The following is a 19869-nucleotide window of genomic DNA, read 5'->3' on the forward strand; positions in this document are numbered from 1 at the left end:
TTCGATGTTACCTGGAGCGAGGCGCTGAACACGCGCGATATCGTGCTGATCGCTCCGGCTGGCTCGGACGACGAGGCCAGGGAAAGCTACGTTCCTGTCCGCACGAATACCGAGGGCGAGTTGACCGCGCCTGCCCAGCCCGGGCTGTACGAAGTGCGATACAGGCAGGATGAAGGGCGGGTCATTCTGGCGTCTACCTCTGTCGAAGTGGTCGCCGCCGAAGTCAGCGTGACAGCGCCCGCCCAAGTGGTCGCCGGAACCGTGTTCGATGTTACCTGGAGCGAGGCGCTGAACACGCGCGATATCGTGCTGATCGCTCCGGCTGGCTCGGACGACGAGGCGAGGGAAAGCTACGTTCCCGTCCGCACGAATACCGAGGGCGAATTGACCGCGCCTGCCCAGCCCGGGCTCTATGAGGTGCGCTATCGGCAGGACGCGGGGCGGGTCATTCTGGCAGCAGCGCCGTTCGAGGTGATACCCGCCGAGGTCACGTTGACGGCGCCTGCGCTGGTTCGCGCCGGGGCCGAGGTTCAGGTGTCCTGGCAGCCGTCCGTCAACCCTCGCGATCTGGTGCTAATCGCCCCGGCGGGCGCGGACGCCGACGAAGAGCTTAGCTATTCTCCCGCCCGCACCAACAGTGAAACCACGCTGACGGCACCGTCAGAGCCGGGCCTTTACGAAGTACGCTACAGGCTGGACGAAGGCCGCCGGATCATTGCCGCCGTGCCGTTGGAAGTTGTGGCCGCAGATGCGCCTCTCGACGATGGCGCAGGGCTGAGTGCACCAGAGGCCGCAGCGCCCGGCGAAACGATCACCGTCTCGTGGACCATAGCGCCGGACGACGCCGACCGGCGCGTTGCCCTGGCCCGTGCAGACGCGCCCGACTTTACGTGGATTTTGGCCCACCCGGTCGGCACGGAAACCGAAACGGAAATCACCCTGCCCGATGAAGCTGGCCAATACGAGGTGCGGTTCCTCGATCTGAGCAGCCAGAGCGTCCTGGGGCGCTCTATCGTGGCCGTCGGCGGATGAGACCGCACAAGGGGCCACAAGGGAGTGCGTTTCCATGCGCAAGCTGACCTTCGCTGTTGCCGGGCTTGTCTTCGCCGCCCTGCCTGTGCTTGCGGTCGACCCTAGCACACCAAACGACACACTCGGCATCGACCTTAAGTCCGATGTGGTTATGGAATAACAGCGAGGTCCCCAAAATGCTTTGGAAGCCCTTTCTCTTCGTCCTCTGGTTAATCCTCGCCGCAGCGCAGGCCAACGCCCAGTCGAGCCGGGAAACCTGCCCCACAGCACCCCGCGACCTGCTGGTAGGGCTTGATGGCACATGGTCGGTTCAACAGGGGCCCGGCGTGATGATCGTTCCGGTCATGGGGGCCCTGCCCTTGCCTCCGCACGCGCCCTTGCGCCTGACGATGGCCTACGATCCCGAAACCGGTACCTCGCAGTTGACCGGAAACGGGCCGAACGAGCAGTTGATCATGTTCCCGACCCACGAGTCGCTGGTGCCGCAAATCCAGGAGATGGTGAGCGCGGCGGACAAGGAGAACCTGTTGAACATCGGGACGGACTGCGACTGGTACGCCCTGCCGCTGATGGTTGGGACGAACACCTATTCGCTTGAATCGCCGGGCTTCGTCGAAACCGGTACGACGGTCCTCGCGCTGTTTCTGCCGGGCGTATCCAATGAATTGACGCAGTCGGCGATCAAGTCGACAGCGGTCTGCCTGACGGGCAAGGACAAACAGGAGATCGCCGACCTGATGGGAGGCGGCCGCGCTCAGAACATGATCGACGCTTTGGAAAACGTCGAGTTGGCAGGGCCTCTGTTCGTGGCCCAGGACTTCGGCTGCGCTGTCACTCCAAGCTCTGGCGAGATGACGATGACCCTGCTGGTCAAGTTCCAAAGCCCCGAGTCCGGCACCGGAATGCTGATCTTCGAGGTCAACCAGGGCGGCACGCGCGCCATCGCGAAGGCGCCTGTGACCATGAGCCGATAACCGCGAAGGAGATGGCCAATGGAGGGCCGACTTCAGACTGTCTGCAAGGCGATCGCGTCCAGCCTGATCCTCGCTGCGCCCTGCCTGCCGATCCCCGTTGCGGCGCAAGATGCGGATGCCATGGTATTTTGCGAATACCAACCCTCGCTGGAGGATCTCGTCGGCGATTACATGGTGATGACCGGGCCGGGGGCCTTGTCCTCTGGCGGGGTCGAAATTCCGATGCCGAATGTCCAGGAGTACCGCGCAACCCTTGCGATGATCGACGGCGTGCTGGTGCTTTACGCCGATGACACCCAACCCATCGACCTGCTGCCGGTTGCAGCGGATGAACCGGATTGGACATGGTCCGACTCCGACATCCTCGAGATGCCCAACAGCGAAGACATGAGCCTGCTCGAAGGGTGTGACATCAACTCGCTTCTCCGGCTTAGCGGAACGGGGATCGCAACCTCTCAGGAGGGTCGACAATTCGAATTCACGATCCGCCTGTTCGCCGGGCGGCAAGGGTGGCTGTACGGGGGGCAATCGTCATGGTCCGTCGATGGCATGACGATGAACCAGAGGCTTGAGTTGTCAGGGGTCGACAACTGATCGAGGCGCAGCCTCACCGGCCTTACGCAAAGGACCGCTCGGCGCTTGGCGCCACATGCGGTTCTGCCCATTCAGCGGGAAGCTTCAGGGTAAAGACCGACCCGATGCCGGAACGACTGACGAACTCCAGATCGCCGCCAAGAAGCCGCGCAAGCTGATAGGACGTCGACAGCCCCACGCCCGTGCCCGGCATGCCCTGCGCCGTGCTGGCGCGAAAGAAACGGCTGAACAGCTTGTCCTGTTCGTCGTCCGGCACCCCGATCCCGCGATCCTCGACCGCGAAACGGATCTGCCTGCTCTCGGCCTTGACGGTCAGCGATATGGGCTCGGTTTCGGGCGAGTACTTGACCGCGTTCGAGATGAGATTGGTCAGGATCTGCTCGGCCAGAACCGGATCGGTCGTGAACGACGCGGGCACCTCGTCGCCGATCCTGATGTTCAGCGTCCGGGCGGGCGTCTCCGTCAACTGACGCTGTTTCACACGCTTCAGAAGGTCGTCGATCTCGCAATCCGCGGGCGCGGCGGTGACATTGCCCGCCTCAAGCCGGACGACATCAAGCGTGGCATCGAGCAGGCCGGTCAAACCCCTGATTTCCGCTCGGACCTGCCTGGCCCTTTCCTCGATCGCGTCACGGGGCATCTTGCCGCCACTGCGCAGCACGCGCTGCATCGCTGAATCGATCACCGCAAGAGGCGTTCGGAACTGGTGCGAGATCAGCGCCATGAAGCCACGATAGAGCTCAGCGGTTTCGCGTTCACGGGACAGGACGTTCCGCACCCTCTGACGCTCGACCATCGCGCGCAGCAAGGTGAACGACAGAAAGGCGCCCAAGGCGATGATCGCCACGATGGATATGATGACCTGGTTGATGGCAAGACGCTGCCGGTCCACCCGCGCGCCGGTTGCCTCCCACTGCCGGACCATGGACCGGTTGCCCGCAACCCCGAGGGCCGCGATCAGCGGCGCAAGCGTTTCATGGATCGACGCTGCGGTTTCGGTGGCGCCGAAGGACAGGCCGAGGATCTGCGGCTCCAGCGCCCGTGTGGCGCGCGCGGCGGCGTCTATGTCATCCGCCAGGCCAAGCGACTGGATGTAGCGCAGCTGCGGCCCCTCCGACAGCAGCGTCAATCGGCTGTGCACGACGTTGTAGCGGCGTTCGACATCCGCCGTGACCTCTGGAATGCCTGCCTGCCGGGCAACCGCGGAATCCAGAAGCAGGACGGCAGACTGGGCGCGGGAAATCACCCAGAGCATGTTGTCGCCCTCGTTCTCACGCATTTCGGCTTCGGTCTCGGCCAGCCTCAGGACAGCGAAGGCAAGAAGGATGGCGAATGCGACGATGGCGGTCCCTGCCACGGCATAGGCCGCAAGGTCGCGCCGCCGGGTCATTTCACATCCAGCTCGATCAGTTGCCAGACCCAGCGATAGTCGTAGCGAATATCCTGCAGCTCGGCATGATCGTCGCGCGGATAGACGATCCAGAGCGGCCCCTTGTCGCTGGGCAACAACCGCTGGCCATCCATGTGGGTGGCGACAAGCACATCGAACCGCTCGAAATCCTCCATCGGGATGTCGATGACGTAGTCGTTGAGCGCGGTCGCCGTCACCGTCTCGCCCACGGCACCGACGTGATCCAGCAGATCGCGCATCAGGAACCCGTCGAACCGCTTCACACCATCGGTGACCACGGTCGTCGTCTCGAGAACTGTCGCGGGAAGCGCGGCGAGCATGGCCTCGTCGAAGACGGCCCTGCCCTCCCGGTTGGTCCGCGAGATGTTTCCGCGAAGGGCAAGAACGACTTCACCGGTCGGAGGCTCAAGCGCGTCTTCGCGGGATTGGGCAGCAGACAGATCCGGGCACAGCAGGGCCAGGGCGCACGCGGCGCCAAGTCTCGCCAACGCCCATCGTCCCCGCGGCGCTGCTCCAGTGCCCCCGTCATATGGATCAGTTCCGGCAAGCATGTTGTCCGGCATCGACCTTGCCCCGGTGTCCTTGCAGAATGCCCATCAGGAAACCAGACAAGGGCGGCCCTGTCTACGTCCGCCCCCCGCTTCCAGTTGGTCAATCCGATGGACACGAGGACCTGGCCGTCAGAGCCGCCAAGATCGAAACGGCAGGCAAGGACAGATCGCGCTTTAGGCGGCGCTCCTTGCGCGCGGTCAAGAAAGATGTCGCGGCCTCGAACCTGTCAGTGCTTGTCCGACATCGAGGCATTGCGCCAGTTCGGGTCAACCTCTGGCGGGTTCGGCGTCAGGCCGACATGTTTGATCGCCAACACGCCGCAATACTCGTCCTTTTCGCTGGCATCACCGCTGATGCCGACGGCGCCCACGACAAAGCCCTCGGCATCCTGGATCAGCGTGCCGCCCGGCACCGGCACGAACCGGCCTTCGGAGGCGACGGCGATCGATGTCTGGAACACCGGGCGCGCCGACAGGTAATCCCGCGCCTGACGGCTGGGCATGCCCATGCCGAGCGATCCCCATGCCTTGCCGAAGGCGATGCTGAAGCGCACGAGGCCAGAGCCGTCCTCGGATTTCATTGCGACCATGCGCCCGCCCGCATCCAACACCACGACCGTCAGGGGTTTCATGCCTTCGGCGCGCCCAAGCTCCAGAGCCTTGTCGAGGATGGCCGCCGCAAGCTCGAGGCTGAGTGTGGTCTTAAGTTTCATTCGGTCGCTCCAACAATAAACGTCATCCGCGCATCAGGTCCGGCAGCCAGGTGACGATCTCGGGAAACATCAGCAGGACGATGATCGTGATGACGTCAGCCACGAAGAAGATCGCGATGCCCCGGAACACATCGGACAAGGGTATGTCCGGCCTGACCGCGTTGACCACAAAACAGTTGAGACCGATGGGCGGTGTGACCAGACAGATTTCGGCCATCTTCACGACGATGATCCCGAACCAGATTGAATCGTAGCCCAGTGCCATGACCGCCGGATAGACGACCGGCAGGGTCAGCAGCAGCATGCCGATCGCATCCATGAACATGCCCAGCACGGCATAAGCCAGCAGGATGCAGATCATTATCATCAACGGCGGGACATCAAGTGCCACGATCCAGGCCGTAAAGGCGTCGGCCACGCCGGAGAAGCCAAGGAAGCGGACAAATATCGTCACACCCCAGATCAGCGAGAAGATCATTACCGTCAGTTTCGCGGTTTCCATCAACGATCCGCGAATGGCGCGCAAAGGAGTGCCGCGGAGGATCGCAACAAGAAACACCACACCGGCCCCCAGCGCGCCCGCCTCGGTCGGGGTCGCCCAGCCCTGATAGACAGCGGAAATGATGATGACCACGACACAGAAGATCGGGAACAGCGGCGGCAGGGACACCATCCGCTCGGTCCAGGTGAACCCCTTGATTGCGGGGGCTTCGTGGGGTCGAAACTTGGCCCAGCATATGATGATGCCCGCATAGATGATGGCCGAGACAAGGCCGGGCAGGAAGCCCGCAAGCAACAGGCGGCCTACGGACTCTTCGACAATGATGGCGTAGATCACCAGGATGGCCGAAGGAGGGATCAGCGTCGCCAGCGTACCACCGGCAGCAACAACCCCTGCGGCAAGTTTGCGGTCATACCCGTATTTCAGCATCTCGGGGATCGCGACGCGGGCAAATACTGCCGAGGTGGCGGTAGAGGCACCCGACACAGCTGCGAAACCCGCAGTTGCGAACACCGTGGATACAGCAAGACCTCCGGGCAACCATCCCAGCCACTTGCGCGCCGCATCGAACAGCTGTTCGGTCATGCCCGCGTGAAATGCGACAAAGCCGATAAAGATGAACATCGGCAGCACGCTGAGCGCATAGGTGGACGACTTGGCGTGCGGCACGATGCCGACGATCCCTGCCGCAGGGCCCCAACCCAGCAGTTCCACCAGGCCCAGAAGGCCGATCAGCCCTACGGCAAAGACCACCCTCACGCCGATGACGACTAGCACAAGCAGCAGCCCTATCCCGATCAGGCCCACCAGAAGCGGGTTCGAGAATCCGATCCCGATCAGCATGTCATCTGCCTCCGTCGTCGGTGGCGTCGGCGCTGATGGCCTCATCACGAGCCTGATCGGCGGCGTCCTTTATCAGGATCACGCCTTCAGGGGCGAGCGACGGGTTGAAAAGCAGTCGGATCGACCCGGCAAGCTGGATGCCCAGCCGGATGAACCAGATGGAAAAGGCGACCGGCACCACCAGTTTCGACGGCCAGACCGGATATTCGGCGTCGATGGTGGTATCGCCCAACTCGTAGGACCGTTGGAAATGCTCGAAGCTGTAGTAAATCAGCACCCCCACTACGAACATGGACAGCAAGGTGCCGACCACTTCAGCGGCCCAGAGCGGTCGGCCCTTCAGATTGCCCAGCAGCAATTCCATGCGGATATGCGCACCCATGCGTTGCGTATAGGCCGCCCCCAAGAACGCCATACCCGCCATCGAAAGCTCGACCAGATCGATGTAGCCGGACAGCGGCGCGTTGAAGACGGTGCGCAGCACGATCTGGGCAATGCCAAGCACCATCAGCGCAAAGATGAAGAACGCCGCGACAAAATTCGCTGCATCCTCAACGGGTATCAATGTTCTGTCCCAGCGACTGATCGGGCCGCTGCGTGCGTCGCTTTTCATTGCGAGATATCCGGTGTTGGGATCGAAGGAAGCCCCGCAGGGATTTGTCCCTGCGGGGCAGTCGCGCCTAGTTGGTCGCCGCTTGCGCCTCTTCGGCGTAAACAAAGATCGCGTCAAAGACCGCCTGGCTGTCGAAGGTGTCCTTGTTGTCTTCGATCCACTTGTCCCAGACGGGGCGGCCAGCAACTTCGCGGAACTCCGCGATCTGTTCGTCGGAATAGGTGATCTTTTCCATCGTGCTTTCGAACAGCTTGAGGTTGCCTTCGTCCTGGGCGGCGTAGGCAGCCTGTTGGGTGTCCAGGACCAGATCGCGGTTATCCATCAGGAAATCCTGATACGCGGTCGGCAATGCCTCGAACGCAGTCTTGTTGAGCACCCAACCGCATTCCGACGTGCCGGGCGCCATGTTGGACGTGTACCATTCGGCCTCTTCATTGATCTTGAACGCGACATGGGCGTAGGTCATGGGAAAGGCGGCGGCATCAACGGTGCCGTTCTGGAACGCGGTCAGTGTTTCGGCGGCAGACAGCGTCTGGTTTATCGCGCCGATGGTTTCCATCGCATCGCCAAGACCGCCGCCGGCACGGACCCTTTTACCCTTCCATCCGTCCAGAGTGGTGGGGGCAGGACCAGTGCCCATGATCTCGTATTGTGGCAGCAGGCCGGACGCGTATGGGATCGCGTTCCACTTCGCCATGTCCGCGACGATGGCGGGATGATCGAACATCTTCTTGAAGACGTACTTGTGAACTTCCGGGTCACCGATCGGCAGGAACGGCAGCGAGAAGACCATCCAGGCGGGGTTCTTGCCGGGATGGTAGAAATTGCAGATGCCCGCGCCCTCGAAGGCATTCAGCTTGAGCCCGTCGAGGTTCTCGCGCGAGTTACCCAATTGATCGGCATAGAAAATCTTGATCTGGAACTTGCCGTCCGTGGCTTCGGCAGCCTTTTCCGCCAGCGCCTCCATGCCGGAGGTCAAGGCCCGTGGGTTGCCATACATCGAGATCTTCCAGAAAACGGCGGGCCCTTCGATTTCGGCGGCCGAGGCCGGGCTTGCGATCTGCAGTCCTGCCAGCGCAAGGGCAACCAAGGGCGCGAGGTGCTTGTTCATGTCGAGATTCTCCCATTCTCAAATCGGCGGCAATATAATCGATGTTATCACAAAATTGGCATTAATATAGATTAAACTTCTGCGCGGCGGCTTCCACCGATTTTTTGGGGGCGTCGCCAGGGCTGTGCTCGGCTTCGGCGTCAGAAGAACGCGAAATATCAGTGCGATGCGCACAAGCACGGGCGTGAAGGCCGATGGCAGGTCCAGTCCTCCATCAATCATCATGGGCAAAAGGGCGAGGGACGCAGCCGCGCCGGGCCCGGCGTGGTGCTCACAACTTGGGAAGTTCATGGTCGGCAGGGTGCTCACGCGCAACGACGCGCCGGACTACGAGCTTGCGCCGGGCCGCACACGCTCACCATCGCTGCTGTTGCACGCGGCTGGCCCGACCACTGCACCAAATGCGCGTGCTCGAAATGGTCCACGCCAGTTCACCGTGTCGCGGCGGCCTTGGACAAGAAGGCAGGCGTCAGGCAGACCGACCGGTCGGCGGAGACTTCAGGATGGTGCCGTCATCGGATGCCGTCGCGCCCGGCGTTTCTGGCTCGGCGCGGGGCGGTTGATAGCTTTGCGCCTTTTCCTTGAGGGTCCGGAACTTGCGCGACAGGTTCTCAAGCTTGGCCTCCCACGCCGGATCGGGGGCCTGTCCCTCGATGGTGCGCAGGTAGACGTCCATCATGCAGGCGATCGCGAAAGGCTCGAGCAAGGCCGCCTTGACCGCCCAGGCAAACAGAAGCGCAAAGACCATGCCCCCCGCCGACCAGGCGCCGGGAATGAGGTGAACGGCCAGCGCGGCTGGCGCGAGAAAGACCAGGAACACCACGAAGGACAGGCCATAGACGATCAACGCCAGCCAGGCGGCATTCTTGAGCATCGGCTTGTAGTTCTGGGCGTAAAGGATCAGCGCGGTCTGTGCCGATGCCCAGGCGTTGTCGGATTTTGTGCGGATCGCATAGGCAAGGATGACCTCGTCGATGAACCCGACGGCGATGCGCAGGAATGCCTGAAGAACCGAGACCGCTTGCCGTGCGCCCGGTATGGGCAGCATGGTGACAAGGCCGCGAACCAGACCGGTGATGGCGCGCAGCACACCCTTGACCAGTTGGTCGACCCCGAAAAGCACGCTGGCCTGTGCGAAGCGGCCTGTCACGACCTCACGGGCATAGGTGATCTGAGAGCGTCCTTCGGGCATCTTCTCACCGTCGAGAAGCTTGATGAGCACGGCGATATGGCCCGCCTTTACGATGTAGAGGATGTATTCGCGCAGCAGGTACATGACAGCGGCAGTCAGGCCGAAACCGGCAATGCCGCCCCACATGGTCGTGCTGGCCCGGAACCCTTCGTCACCGAAGCCGCCGATGCCCCAGCCGATGCCTGCGCCGACCCCGGTAGCAAGCACATAGGCCAACGCCGCCCCGAAATAGACCGCCACGCGCAACAGCACGAATGGCAACGTCTTGAGCATCAGCCCGAAGGCGCGTCCGACCGAGAAATCCCACATGGATCGCACCTCCGATTTGGCTGCGTGCAGTCTGCCAGGCACTCTATGGGCGCGGGGCGGGATCGTCCCCGTTCGTTTGCAGGGGGAGAAACGGCGCAAGTTCGAATAGAAACTGTCTCGACCGATGCTACGAGGGAGAGGCCGGATGGGAAGATCTGTTTTCACTGGAGTGGTGGCAATATCCGCGCTCGTTGCAGCCATGTCCCTTCCGGCATGGGCGCAAACCTCTGTCGATTTTTCGGAGAATGCACAGGCAACCGTCATCGTGGATGGTGCTGAATACAGCTTTGGCGGCGACTGCATGCTGATGGGGCGGAATGGCGCGAACCAGTTGAGAATGTCGATTCCGGGCACCGGCCCCGACGGCGCGCATCTTTTTCTGGTCTTGTTCGCCACGTCTTTTGCGCCAAGCCAGTTCACGATCTATTCCGGGGCTGACCCCGAAGCCGCGCAAGAGGCCTCGGTGAACGATGATCGTTCGGCCTGGCTCTTGCGAGGGGGCGGAGGCCCGGCCGGGGTCGAGTTTTCGGCTGGCTCGATCACCGCCGACATGGCGGCGGCCGTGTATTCCAACGGCGAGAAGGCCGACGGCGATGCCTCTGTTCAACTCGATGTCACCGGGTGCTAAGGTCGTGGTGGCCTACGTTCCGTAAGCGAGCGTTCTGCTGCGCCCTGACCGGGTCTTCAGCCGGCCCTTGAGGAAGGCAGCCAATGCCGAAGACATCCCCCAATGGCATCAGGAAGGTCATCCTGTGCGTCGAGGACGAGCAGCACCTGCGGCAGGATCTTGTCGAAGAACTTACCGCCGCGGGCTTCGAGGCCATCGGGGCATCCGACGGAGGCGAGGCGCTTGCGATCCTGGATACACTGCGCCCGGATCTTGTCTTGTGCGATATCTCGATGCCGCAGATGGACGGGTTCGGGTTTCTGGACGCGGTTCGCAGGCAACGTCGTGAACTGGCGGACGTGCCCCTGATCTTTCTGACGGCTCTTGGGGAACGCGAGGCGGTGATCGCCGGAAAACTGGCGGGGGCAGATGACTATCTGGTCAAACCGATCGACTATGACCTGCTGCTTGCCACCATCGAGGCCCGTCTTGGGCAGGTAGAGCGGATGGCGGCCAAGGTCGCGCAGGATGTCGCTTCGCTTCGCCACGCCCTGAATGGCCCCATCGCAGCGCGGCGCCACGGAATCGAGGGCATTCTTGACATGTTGTCCTTTGGTGTCGTGGTCGTATCAGGCGCTGGCGTAAGGTTCGCGAACCGGGCCGCCAGGAAAATGCACGACGCCGAAGACGGGGTTGTCATCGGCAGTGCACTACGCGCAGGCACGCAGGTTTCAAACACCCGGTTGAAGGCGCTGGTGGACACCGCGTGCGCCGCCGCCGCGCGCGGAGAGGACTATCTCGCCAGCCATTCCGTCCCGAGGCGGTCGAACTCTTACAATCTTCTTCTGACCATCTGTTCGCTTCCCCAGTCGACTGACGCTGCCTCACCTGAGCATCTGGCCGTTGTCTTCATCTCTGACCCTACGCGCCGTCCAGAGGTGTCCAACGCTGTGTTATCCGACCTGTTCGGATTGACGCCGACGGAGGCCGAAGTCGCCCGCGCCCTGACAGGTGGACGCAGAGCCGACGAGATCGCGCAGGACATGGCAATCTCGGCTACCACCGTGGCGTTTCATCTGCGCAACCTGTTCGACAAGACCGGAACCCACAGGCAGGCCGACCTGATCGCACTGATCCTCACCGGCCTTGCGTCCATCGGTCCGGCACAAGGCCCGGCAAGCCGGGAACCGGTGTGAAGAAGCAGGCGAGCCGGTTGCGGGCGATCCTGACCTGCCGGGAAGGCTCAAGCCCCCTTGCTGTCAGTCAGCAGCGCCTCGGACGGTCGGCGATAGCCATCGACGCGGCTCTCGATGAGGCTCCTCAAGCGCTCTGAATCGCCGTCCGTGATCGCACGCTCCAGCTCCTTGAGCATCGCCGCAACCTCGATCTGCGACAGGCTCTTCTCGGCAGCCCGCAGAATCTTGGCATGCGGTGTCGCAACAAGGCTGTCGTCGTCGATCAGCAGTTCCTCGTACAGCTTTTCGCCTGGGCGAAGGCCCGTCACGACGATCTCGATGTCACCATCCTCGGCGCCGGATTCCTTCACGGTACATCCCGACAGCTCGATCATCTTACGCGCGATATCCATGATCCGGCGCGGCTCGCCCATGTCGAGGACGAAGACGTCGCCGCCATGAGCATAAGCGCCAGCCAGCAGGACGAGGCGCGCGGCTTCGGGGATCGTCATGAAGAAACGAGTGACGTCGGGATGCGTGACCGTCACCGGCCCGCCAGCCGCAATCTGGCGCTGGAACAGCGGCAGCACCGATCCCGACGAGCCAAGCACATTCCCGAAACGCACCATCGCGTATTTCGTCACAGGAGACCGCGTCTGGATGTCCTGCACCACGAGTTCGGCCATCCGCTTGGTCGCGCCCATGATGTTCGTCGGACGCACCGCCTTGTCGGTCGAGATCAGGATAAAGCGTTCGACCCGTGCCTCGCGCGCGGCCTCGGCCACGACCTGCGTGCCGAGAACGTTGTTGCGCGAGCCTTCCAACTCGTTGTCCTCGACGATGGGGACATGCTTGTACGCAGCCGCATGAAGCACGATCTCGACACCCTCATCGCGCAAGACAGAGGTGACGCGGGCCTTGTTGGTGATCGACCCAAGCCGCGTGACCACGACAGCCCCGGTGTCCGCCGCGGGCTTTCGAAGCTCGGCGTCGATGGCGTAGAGCGCGTATTCGCCCTGTTCGAACAGAACGATCTTGGACGGATTGCAGGCAAGAAGCTGGCGGCACAGTTCCGACCCGATGGCCCCCCCTGCCCCGGTCACCATCACCACGCGGCCAGCATAGGCCTTGGCGATTTCGGGCTGGTTGAGGACAACGCCGTCGCGGCCCAGGAGATCGTCAGGCGTGACGGTTCGCAGCGATTCCACCAGCCCCTTGCCCGACATCAGGTCGATATAGGACGGCAGAACCTTCACCTCTACGTTGTGACGCGACAGCTCCTGCACGATTGCGGCGCGGCGCGCAGCGTTCAGCGACGGAATCGCAATGAGAATGACGCGCACCCCATGCTCGGCGACCAACTGGCCGATGCGGGACGTTGGATGAACGGTCAGACCGCCGACCAGAAGCCCCCTGAGGCTGGGATTGCCATCGACGAAGGCGACAGGCCGAACCTCTCGCGACCGCATCAGCGACGAGGCAAGCTGCATCCCAGCGGCACCTGCACCGTAGATCAGGACTGGGGTCCGTTCCTGTCTGCTCTTCCCGATAAACGCAATGACCCAAACGGCGCCGAGGCGAATCAGCGTGGCGGACATGAAGAACAGGGTCGCAAAAATGATTGGGACCGATCGTGGTGACGGAATTTGCAGGTAGTAGCTGAATATCATTGCCATCGCGGAGATCAGACCCCCAGCGGCCGCGATGTTAATCAGCGCGGACGGCTCCATTGCATGAAGCCTTATGTGGCTCAGGCGCAGCCAGTGCATCACCGGAATACCGGCGAGCGGTACGAGGACCAGCAGGACCCACGCCTCTGGGATGAACCGCGGAAACGGATAGTAGACCCCGAAACGCAGGGCGAAAGCGCCGTACAGGCACAGGACGATAAGGATCAGGTCGCTGGAAAAAATGATCCAGCGCTTGGTTGCGCGGGGCAGGTCTCCTAGCGACTTCAAGAGGGGGCTACCGTTCATCACCGTCCATGCCTTACTCGACGTCACCGAAGCTTACCAGAGACGGCATCGCCGAAGAAGCCTGTGCGCGAGCGTCTGCTCAGGCGATGATGCTGACTTGCGACACGGCAGGGTCGACTGACGAAAAGGCGGCCAGCACCAGACCCTTGAGGTGAGTCTCGACGTAGGCTGCATGAAACCGGCTGGGCGCGCGCAGGGTCAGGCGGCCCCCTGCCCTGTACTCTAGTTTCAGCGCGTGCAGCCAGGACGCAAAGGTCGCCGGATCCTGTCCGTGAAGGATGCCCTGAACGAGCGACCAGTCGTCGCCGTCCGTCACCTTCGGCGCCGTCACCAACGGACCGCCGCGCAAGGGCACGACATTGTCGGTGGCCTCGGGCGCAGACAGCCGTTGTTCGAAATCGGGACCGACCCTCGACCAGTCGCCGGAGGTCTGGGCCAGGATGCTGTCGATCGCCAGCCCGTATTCCGTCACCCTGCCCCGTGCGCCTTGCCGGTGGACGCGCAGCCAGCCCATGGCGCGCAGCTTGGCCATCTCGCGTTTGACGGTCCGTTCGTCGCAGGACCACAGCCGGGCAATCTCGCGCTGGCCGACGGCAAGCTGGTCGCGCTGCCAGTTGTAGCGCGCCGTGACGAGAGTGGTCAGACGCAGGACGAGACGTTGTTCGGACTTGCCGCGAGACAAGGCATAGGCGCCAAGCGCGGTGATCAGATCATACTTCTTCGCGGCGGCGCCTTTGCCGACCGGTGAAATGGCATGCATGGTGCTGCCCCTCGTGTTCCTGCGCCGTTGTTACGGTCGCTGCCTCTGGTCAGGATCTGGTGTCCCGTTGTCTTTGATCCGGGAAAGAGGTCATTCCAAGCGCTCTTTCCCGGACGCTGCCAATTAGCGTCCGGTAATTCGATTCTGTCAAGGGTGGAGCCTGCCAGGGCGATCTGAAAATCAAATCCGAGAGTATTGAATCGGTATCAATGGTATTGGGTGACGATCTGTGTGTCCCCTAATATGTCAGAAATGTCCCCCAATCTGTGGCGGCGGGTGCCAGGATGTCACCCTATATCTGGTCGCCGTGCGCAGGTCGGTGACCCTTTGGCCGCGCTTGCCCGCGAATCGGTTGGCACCCTTGTTTCTTGATGTCCCTGCGGGGACACAGCCTCAACGTTTCGAGGATATTCGCTTTTGCGTTTTCTGCAAATCCGGCGTAAATGAAAAACAGACAAGAATTAGCGTCCCTTCGGGGACGTCAGATTTTCGAAAGGGGCAGCATGTATACCCACGAGGACCTTGCGGCGATGCAGCAGCAGTCGCTCAAGATGCAGGGATGGATCCGGCAGCAGACCTATTCCCCCGAGATGGAGAAGACGCTGCGTCGGTTTTCCAGCTGGGAAGTGGCGGAGCTGATCTTTCAGGTGAACCAGTCCACATTGCGCGGGCGGCTTGCGTCCGACCCGTCGCTGCCGCAGGGGCTGGTGGAAGAGGACGGTCGCCAGCGCTGGTATTCGCTGGACGAGATCAACGAGCTGCGCCGCAGGCTCAAGGTCAATCGGCAGTCGCTGATGCCGAAGCGCCCCGCGAACAAGCGCGCCTTCCGCTCTGCCATCGCCAATTTTAAGGGCGGCGCGGGCAAGTCGACGGTCGCGCTGCACTTCGCCCATGCCGCCGCGCTTGATGGCTACCGGGTGCTGGCGGTGGACTTCGATCCGCAGGCGACGCTGTCGCATTCCATGGGGCTGGCGGACGTGTCCGAGGAATACACCGTCTGGGGCATCATGGCGCGTGACCTGATCCGCGAGACGGAGCGTATGAATGCCAGCGCGCGCGGTGCCGAATCGGGCAGCGCCCTGCCCCAGCGCAAGCTGCCGTCGTCGATCACCGAGATGGGGCTGGCCGATCTGCGGGTGTCGGACTTCCTCAAGCCGACCAGCTGGCCGACCATCGACATCATTCCAAGCTGTGCCAACGCGGCCTTCGTCGAATTCGCCAGCGCGCAGTATCGCTACCTCAATCCCGAATGGTCGTTCTTCGCCGCCGTGTCGCGCTATCTCGATGCGATCCCGCCCGATGCCTATGATCTGGTGATCTTCGATTGCCCGCCCGCCATCGGCTACCAATCGATGAACGCGGTCTTCGCGGCGGACATGCTCTATATCCCGTCCGGCCCCGGCTATTGGGAATACGATTCGACCACCTCCTTCATCGGTCAGCTGGCCGAGGCGCTCGAGGATCTGGGGCGCATCGGCAATGTCCCCGCGGGGACAAAGGTGCCCAAGACATTCCAGGACGTCCGCTTTCTGCTGACACGGTACGAGCCGAACAACGATCTGCACCGCGCGATGTATGCAGCCTTTCAAAAGGTGTTCGGCGACAGGGTGACGGACAACCCGATCGAGATGACCCGCGCGGTCGAACAGTCGGGGCGGTTCCTGTCCTCGATCTACGAGATCGACTACCGCGAGATGACGCGCGAGACGTGGCGGCGGGCGCGGGGATCGTTCGACAAGGCCTATGATGAATTCAAGACCCACGCGCTGGTCGCCTGGGACAAGCTGGAGGACGTGGCATGAGCGGCAAGCGTCGTGTGTTCGACATCGATTTTCCCGAAGACCCGGTGGCAGAAGCTCCGGCAGGCGTGCCCGAGCCCCCTGCCCCATCCGGCCCCGGCGCGCGGCGCGGCCCGATGGCCTCGGCCATCTCGGAAACCGCAGAGGCGCTAAGCGACCGGCATGCCGCCGAGGCTGCGATCCGCGAGGAGAACGACCAGCTTGCGCATGAGTTTGTCCGGCTGAAGAAGCTGGGCCTGATCGTCGACCGCATCCCGCTGGACGCCGTGCGCGCCTCCAAGCTGACGCGTGACCGGAGTGATGCGCGCGACCCCGAGCTTGATGATCTCAAGGCGTCGATCAAGGCCGTGGGCCTGTCCAACCCGATCCGGGTGGAAGAAGCGGAAGGGGGGTTCGAGCTGATCCAGGGCTATCGCCGTCTCGCCGCCTACCGAGAGCTTCATGCCGAAACCGGCGACGAGATTTATGCGACGATCCCTGCCGGTCTGGTGGCACGCGGCGAGACGATGCAGTCGCTCTATCGCCGGATGGTCGACGAGAACCTCGTGCGGCGCGACATCTCTTTCGCGGAAATGGCGCAGTTGGCGTGGTCCTATCTCAAGGACAATCGCCAGGTCATGGAGAACGTACACGAGGCGGTCGAGGTGCTGTACAAGTCCGCATCACGGCAGAAACGGTCTCACATTCGCACCTTCGCCGTGCTGATCGGCGCCATCGGCCCGCACCTCAAACACCCCGAGGCTTTGCCGCGCGCGCTTGGCACTGACCTCGTCAAGGCGATGGAGGGCAACCGCGCCTTGTCGCACTCGCTGACCCGTGCCTTGGACGCAGAGCCGGACCGGAGCGCCGAGCGAGAGCTTGCGATTTTGCGAGACTACGCCGACCGCAAGCCGGTCGCGCTAAAGACGCCGAAGCCCGAAGCGCGGACCTCTGCCAAGACCACCTTTCGCGTCAGCCGACCCGAGGGTCAGGCGAAATGCACGGCGGCGGATGGGCGTGTCGAATTGCGGCTGGACCGGGATTTCACGGCCGTTGATCGCGCGCGGCTGGAGGCTGCGGTGACGGCGTTCTTCAAGGCGCTCGACGACTGAACAGACAGAGTTGAGATGAAACAGGGTCTGATCGCTGCGGTCAGGCCCTTTTCGTTGGCGGATGTCCCTGCGGGGACATTGCCGTCTTAGGGGTGAGTTGCGGCGAAGGTCAGGATAGCCTTCGCCACTGCCTCGCACGCTTCTTCGTGCACCAGATGCCCAAGCTCGCCAAGGCTTTCAACGCGCGCATGTGCCATCCGCGCCGCCGCGTCGCGGGATGTCCCCGCGGGGACAGTGCCGTCTTTTTCGCCGACAAGGAACAGCGTCGGCACCTTGATCTGCGGCAGGCGGGACAGCAGGCTGTCCAGCTTCCACTGCGCCATCATCTGAAGCGTGCCGTCGACATGCGCTCGGTCCTGCACCAGCCTCGTATACAGCTGAAGCATCTCGGCATCGACCACCGATCCGGTGCTTTCCAGCAGATCGCGCACCCGCGCCTCGCCGCCGGAAAACCGCGAGAACAGCGTCGGCACCAACGGGTTCAACGCCAGCATCTTCGCCATCACCGGGAACAGCACGCCCGAGATGCCCTTGAACGACCCAAGCGCGGCGTTGATCCCGACGATCGCCTTGGGGGCAGTTGGCAGGATCTCGGCCAGCCGCAAGGCAACCGCACCGCCCGCCGAGTGTCCGACGATCAGGTCCGGCGCCCAGCCTTCCTGCGCCAGCAGCGCGGCCAGATCCTCGGCCATCGCATCGAGCCCGCAGCGCCAGCGCGTGCCAAGCTGGGTGAAGCCCTGTCCCGGCAGATCGGGCGCGATGCAGGTCATGTGCGGCGCCAGAAGCGGCATCAGGCGACGCCAGCTTTGCGTCGCGCCGCCTGCGCCGTGCAGCAGCAGGCACACCGGGCCGTCGCCCATCACCTGCACATGCCAGCGATGCGGTCGGCAGGCGATGCGCCGGGAGGCATCGGCGTGCGGCCATCCGGCAAGATCCTCGGGCCAGCGCATGTCAGTCCAGCGCCGCGCCGACGGCGCGCGACAGACGGTCCGCATCCGCGCGCGGCAGCGGCAGATAGATCGCGTCCATCTCGGCGGCCAACTGGCCGAGCGTGGGCGCAGGGCGATTGCCGGTGTCGATCAGCAGCCCGGCGATACCTTGTCCCCGGAGGGACCGCGCGAGCCGGCTGGCATCCTCGGCCGCCTGCGCGCGCCCCGGCTGACCATCGAGGCCGACATTGGCGCGACCGTCGGTCAACACCGCAACGGTGGGCGTCATGCCCCGCGCCCGTGCCTGCATGGCAAGTTCGAGCGCCACCTGGAGGCCAGAGGCAAGCGGCGTGCCGCCCCCGCCGGGCAGGCCCGCAAGGCGACGCTTGGTCTGCACAAGGCTGCGGGTAGGTGGCAGCAGCAATTCCGCCCCCGTGCCCCGGAACGAGATCAGCGCAACATGGTCCCGGCGGGAATAGGCCTGCGCCAGCAGCAACTCGACGGCGCCTTTTGCCTCGGCCAGACGCGCCATTGCTGCAGAGCCAGACGCATCGACGGTGAAGATCAGCAAGCGGTCGGACTTGCTCTCGTACCGCTTCACGCGGATGTCGGATGGGCGGATATGCAGCCCCTGTCCCCGCGGGGACATCGCCTGGCGCACCGTTTGCCAGGGCGCGGCGGCGCGAAGTGTGGCGATCAGGTCGATGCGCGATTGTCCGTCCAGCTTGCCGGGGCGAGAGGGAAGGGGGCGACCGCGACGGTTGCCCTTCTGCGCGGCGCCGGTTCCGCTCGACGTCTTCGACATGCGCGTCGCGCGCCCCGCAGCAAGTCGGGCCAGCAATTCGGGCGGCAACGCGGCGCGCGCGGCCTCGATCAGCAACTCGTCGGGGATGCCGTCCTGTTGCTGCGTCTCTTCCTCGACGCTGTCGTCGGGTCGGTCCGGTTCGGGCGGCGGCGGCTCATCTTCCTCGGGTGTCCCCGCGGGGACAATGGTGGCGCGGTGCCCGTAGACCAGTGTCGCGGCCATCGACAGATCCTCGTCGCTCACGATGTCCCGGCCCCAGAGCGCAGAATGGGCGCGGGCGGCCGCGAGGGCGAGGCGCGGAGCGCGCAGGCTGTCGATGCCAAGGGAGGCCGCGGTCGTGGTCAGCGCGGCGATGGCATCCGCCGGGATGATGATGCGACTCAGGCGGGCGCGCGCCACCTCGATATCCCACTCGGTCTCGATCTCGGTATCACCGATGGCCACGTTATCCAGCGCGACGAACAGGCCCAGCCGGTCGGTCAACGCCGAAGGCAGACCTTCGTCCTCGTCCGCCGATTCGTCCAGCGCGACAAGGCAATGCGTGCCGCCGTCCAGCGCCTGTGCCAACCGGGCGCCAAGCGCAGGCGTGGCGCGTTCGGCCATGGTCAGGATCAGTGCCGAGGGTGTATCCAGCAATCCGCGCGTGCGCCGAATGTCCCCGGCGGACAGGGTCGCGGCTAGATCGACGCCGCCGAACAGCGCGTCATCGCCGATGCCGGGATGCAGTTTCCGGCGGGGCAGGGGAAGCGCACCCAAACCTTCGAGGAAGGTATCGCGCACTGGGCCGGAGCGGGCGCGCAACCAAAGGCCCGTCAGCCCCACGGGATCGACGCACAGCAGCGCCAGAGCCAGCCGGGCGCGGGCCCATGTCTCCAGCCCGGC

At 63.5% G+C, this 19869-nt stretch carries 19 protein-coding genes; 8 read left to right on the forward strand and 11 right to left on the reverse strand.

Annotated features, from left to right (window positions below; all coding sequences use genetic code 11):
- From KTJ87_RS17170 to KTJ87_RS17185, 4 genes are all read left to right on the forward strand, one after another.
- A partial coding sequence (locus KTJ87_RS17170; protein ID WP_267140383.1) for a hypothetical protein occupies positions 1 to 1032 on the forward strand: 1032 nt, incomplete at its 5' end.
- A 34-nt stretch (positions 1033 to 1066) separates the two neighbouring features.
- Positions 1067 to 1192, forward strand: a complete 126-nt coding sequence (locus KTJ87_RS17175) for a hypothetical protein (protein WP_267140384.1) — start codon at positions 1067 to 1069, stop codon at positions 1190 to 1192.
- Positions 1193 to 1208: 16 nt separating this feature from the next.
- Complete coding sequence (locus KTJ87_RS17180; RefSeq protein ID WP_267140385.1) at positions 1209 to 2006, forward strand: hypothetical protein; 798 nt, start codon at positions 1209 to 1211, stop codon at positions 2004 to 2006.
- An 18-nt stretch (positions 2007 to 2024) separates the two neighbouring features.
- Complete coding sequence (locus tag KTJ87_RS17185) at positions 2025 to 2600, forward strand: hypothetical protein (RefSeq protein ID WP_267140386.1); 576 nt, start codon at positions 2025 to 2027, stop codon at positions 2598 to 2600.
- Between the two features lie 22 nt (positions 2601 to 2622).
- Here KTJ87_RS17185 and KTJ87_RS17190 read toward each other — a convergent pair whose 3' ends face one another.
- From KTJ87_RS17190 to KTJ87_RS17220, 7 genes are all read right to left on the reverse strand, one after another.
- The gene (locus tag KTJ87_RS17190) at positions 2623 to 3990 is read right to left on the reverse strand and encodes a sensor histidine kinase (RefSeq protein ID WP_267140387.1); all 1368 of its coding nucleotides are present in this window, start codon (positions 3988 to 3990) and stop codon (positions 2623 to 2625) included.
- Positions 3987 to 4331: a molybdopterin-dependent oxidoreductase gene (locus KTJ87_RS17195; protein ID WP_267140388.1), complete on the reverse strand. Its 345-nt coding sequence runs from the start codon at positions 4329 to 4331 to the stop codon at positions 3987 to 3989. Before KTJ87_RS17195 ends, KTJ87_RS17190 begins: the two co-directional genes overlap by 4 nt.
- Before the next feature lie 458 nt (positions 4332 to 4789).
- Complete coding sequence (locus tag KTJ87_RS17200; RefSeq protein ID WP_267140389.1) at positions 4790 to 5275, reverse strand: GlcG/HbpS family heme-binding protein; 486 nt, start codon at positions 5273 to 5275, stop codon at positions 4790 to 4792.
- A 22-nt stretch (positions 5276 to 5297) separates the two neighbouring features.
- Positions 5298 to 6620 carry a TRAP transporter large permease gene (locus tag KTJ87_RS17205; protein WP_267140390.1) on the reverse strand — a complete coding sequence of 441 codons (1323 nt, stop codon included), beginning with the start codon at positions 6618 to 6620 and terminating at the stop codon, positions 5298 to 5300.
- Between the two features lies 1 nt (position 6621).
- Positions 6622 to 7233 (reverse strand): TRAP transporter small permease subunit, encoded by a 612-nt coding sequence (locus KTJ87_RS17210; RefSeq protein ID WP_267140391.1) that lies wholly within the window; start codon positions 7231 to 7233, stop codon positions 6622 to 6624.
- 67 nt (positions 7234 to 7300) lie between these two features.
- A complete protein-coding gene (gene dctP, locus KTJ87_RS17215; RefSeq protein WP_267140392.1) occupies positions 7301 to 8344 on the reverse strand; it encodes a TRAP transporter substrate-binding protein DctP in 1044 nt (347 codons plus the stop codon).
- Between the two features lie 469 nt (positions 8345 to 8813).
- The gene (locus tag KTJ87_RS17220) at positions 8814 to 9845 is read right to left on the reverse strand and encodes a hypothetical protein (protein WP_267140393.1); all 1032 of its coding nucleotides are present in this window, start codon (positions 9843 to 9845) and stop codon (positions 8814 to 8816) included.
- A 199-nt stretch (positions 9846 to 10044) separates the two neighbouring features.
- Here KTJ87_RS17220 and KTJ87_RS17225 point away from each other — a divergent pair, with 199 nt between their 5' ends.
- On the forward strand, positions 10045 to 10473 hold the full coding sequence (locus KTJ87_RS17225) for a hypothetical protein (RefSeq protein WP_267140394.1): 429 nt from the start codon (positions 10045 to 10047) through the stop codon (positions 10471 to 10473).
- A gap of 83 nt (positions 10474 to 10556) precedes the next feature.
- The gene (locus KTJ87_RS17230) at positions 10557 to 11648 is read left to right on the forward strand and encodes a response regulator (protein WP_267140395.1); all 1092 of its coding nucleotides are present in this window, start codon (positions 10557 to 10559) and stop codon (positions 11646 to 11648) included.
- 47 nt (positions 11649 to 11695) lie between these two features.
- On the opposite strand, the gene KTJ87_RS17235 is transcribed toward KTJ87_RS17230, so the two are convergent.
- Together KTJ87_RS17235 and KTJ87_RS17240 are read right to left on the reverse strand one after the other, a co-directional pair.
- Positions 11696 to 13603 (reverse strand): polysaccharide biosynthesis protein, encoded by a 1908-nt coding sequence (locus KTJ87_RS17235; protein ID WP_267140396.1) that lies wholly within the window; start codon positions 13601 to 13603, stop codon positions 11696 to 11698.
- A 79-nt stretch (positions 13604 to 13682) separates the two neighbouring features.
- Positions 13683 to 14363: a hypothetical protein gene (locus KTJ87_RS17240; RefSeq protein ID WP_267140397.1), complete on the reverse strand. Its 681-nt coding sequence runs from the start codon at positions 14361 to 14363 to the stop codon at positions 13683 to 13685.
- 503 nt (positions 14364 to 14866) lie between these two features.
- On the opposite strand from KTJ87_RS17240, the gene KTJ87_RS17245 reads away from it, so the two are divergent.
- Positions 14867 to 16165: an AAA family ATPase gene (locus KTJ87_RS17245; RefSeq protein WP_267140398.1), complete on the forward strand. Its 1299-nt coding sequence runs from the start codon at positions 14867 to 14869 to the stop codon at positions 16163 to 16165.
- Positions 16162 to 17253, forward strand: coding sequence for a ParB/RepB/Spo0J family partition protein (locus tag KTJ87_RS17250; RefSeq protein WP_267140399.1), 1092 nt, complete (start codon positions 16162 to 16164; stop codon positions 17251 to 17253). The genes KTJ87_RS17245 and KTJ87_RS17250 overlap by 4 nt, the downstream gene beginning before the upstream one ends.
- Before the next feature lie 86 nt (positions 17254 to 17339).
- Here KTJ87_RS17250 and bchO read toward each other — a convergent pair whose 3' ends face one another.
- The gene (gene bchO, locus KTJ87_RS17255; protein WP_267140400.1) at positions 17340 to 18203 is read right to left on the reverse strand and encodes an alpha/beta fold hydrolase BchO; all 864 of its coding nucleotides are present in this window, start codon (positions 18201 to 18203) and stop codon (positions 17340 to 17342) included.
- 1 nt (position 18204) lies between these two features.
- Positions 18205 to 19863 carry a magnesium chelatase subunit D gene (locus KTJ87_RS17260; protein WP_267140450.1) on the reverse strand — a complete coding sequence of 553 codons (1659 nt, stop codon included), beginning with the start codon at positions 19861 to 19863 and terminating at the stop codon, positions 18205 to 18207.
- Between the last annotated feature and the right edge of the window lie 6 nt (positions 19864 to 19869).

It is taken from the genome of Anianabacter salinae, from assembly GCF_019061145.1.
Lineage (GTDB): Bacteria > Pseudomonadota > Alphaproteobacteria > Rhodobacterales > Rhodobacteraceae > Anianibacter > Anianibacter salinarum.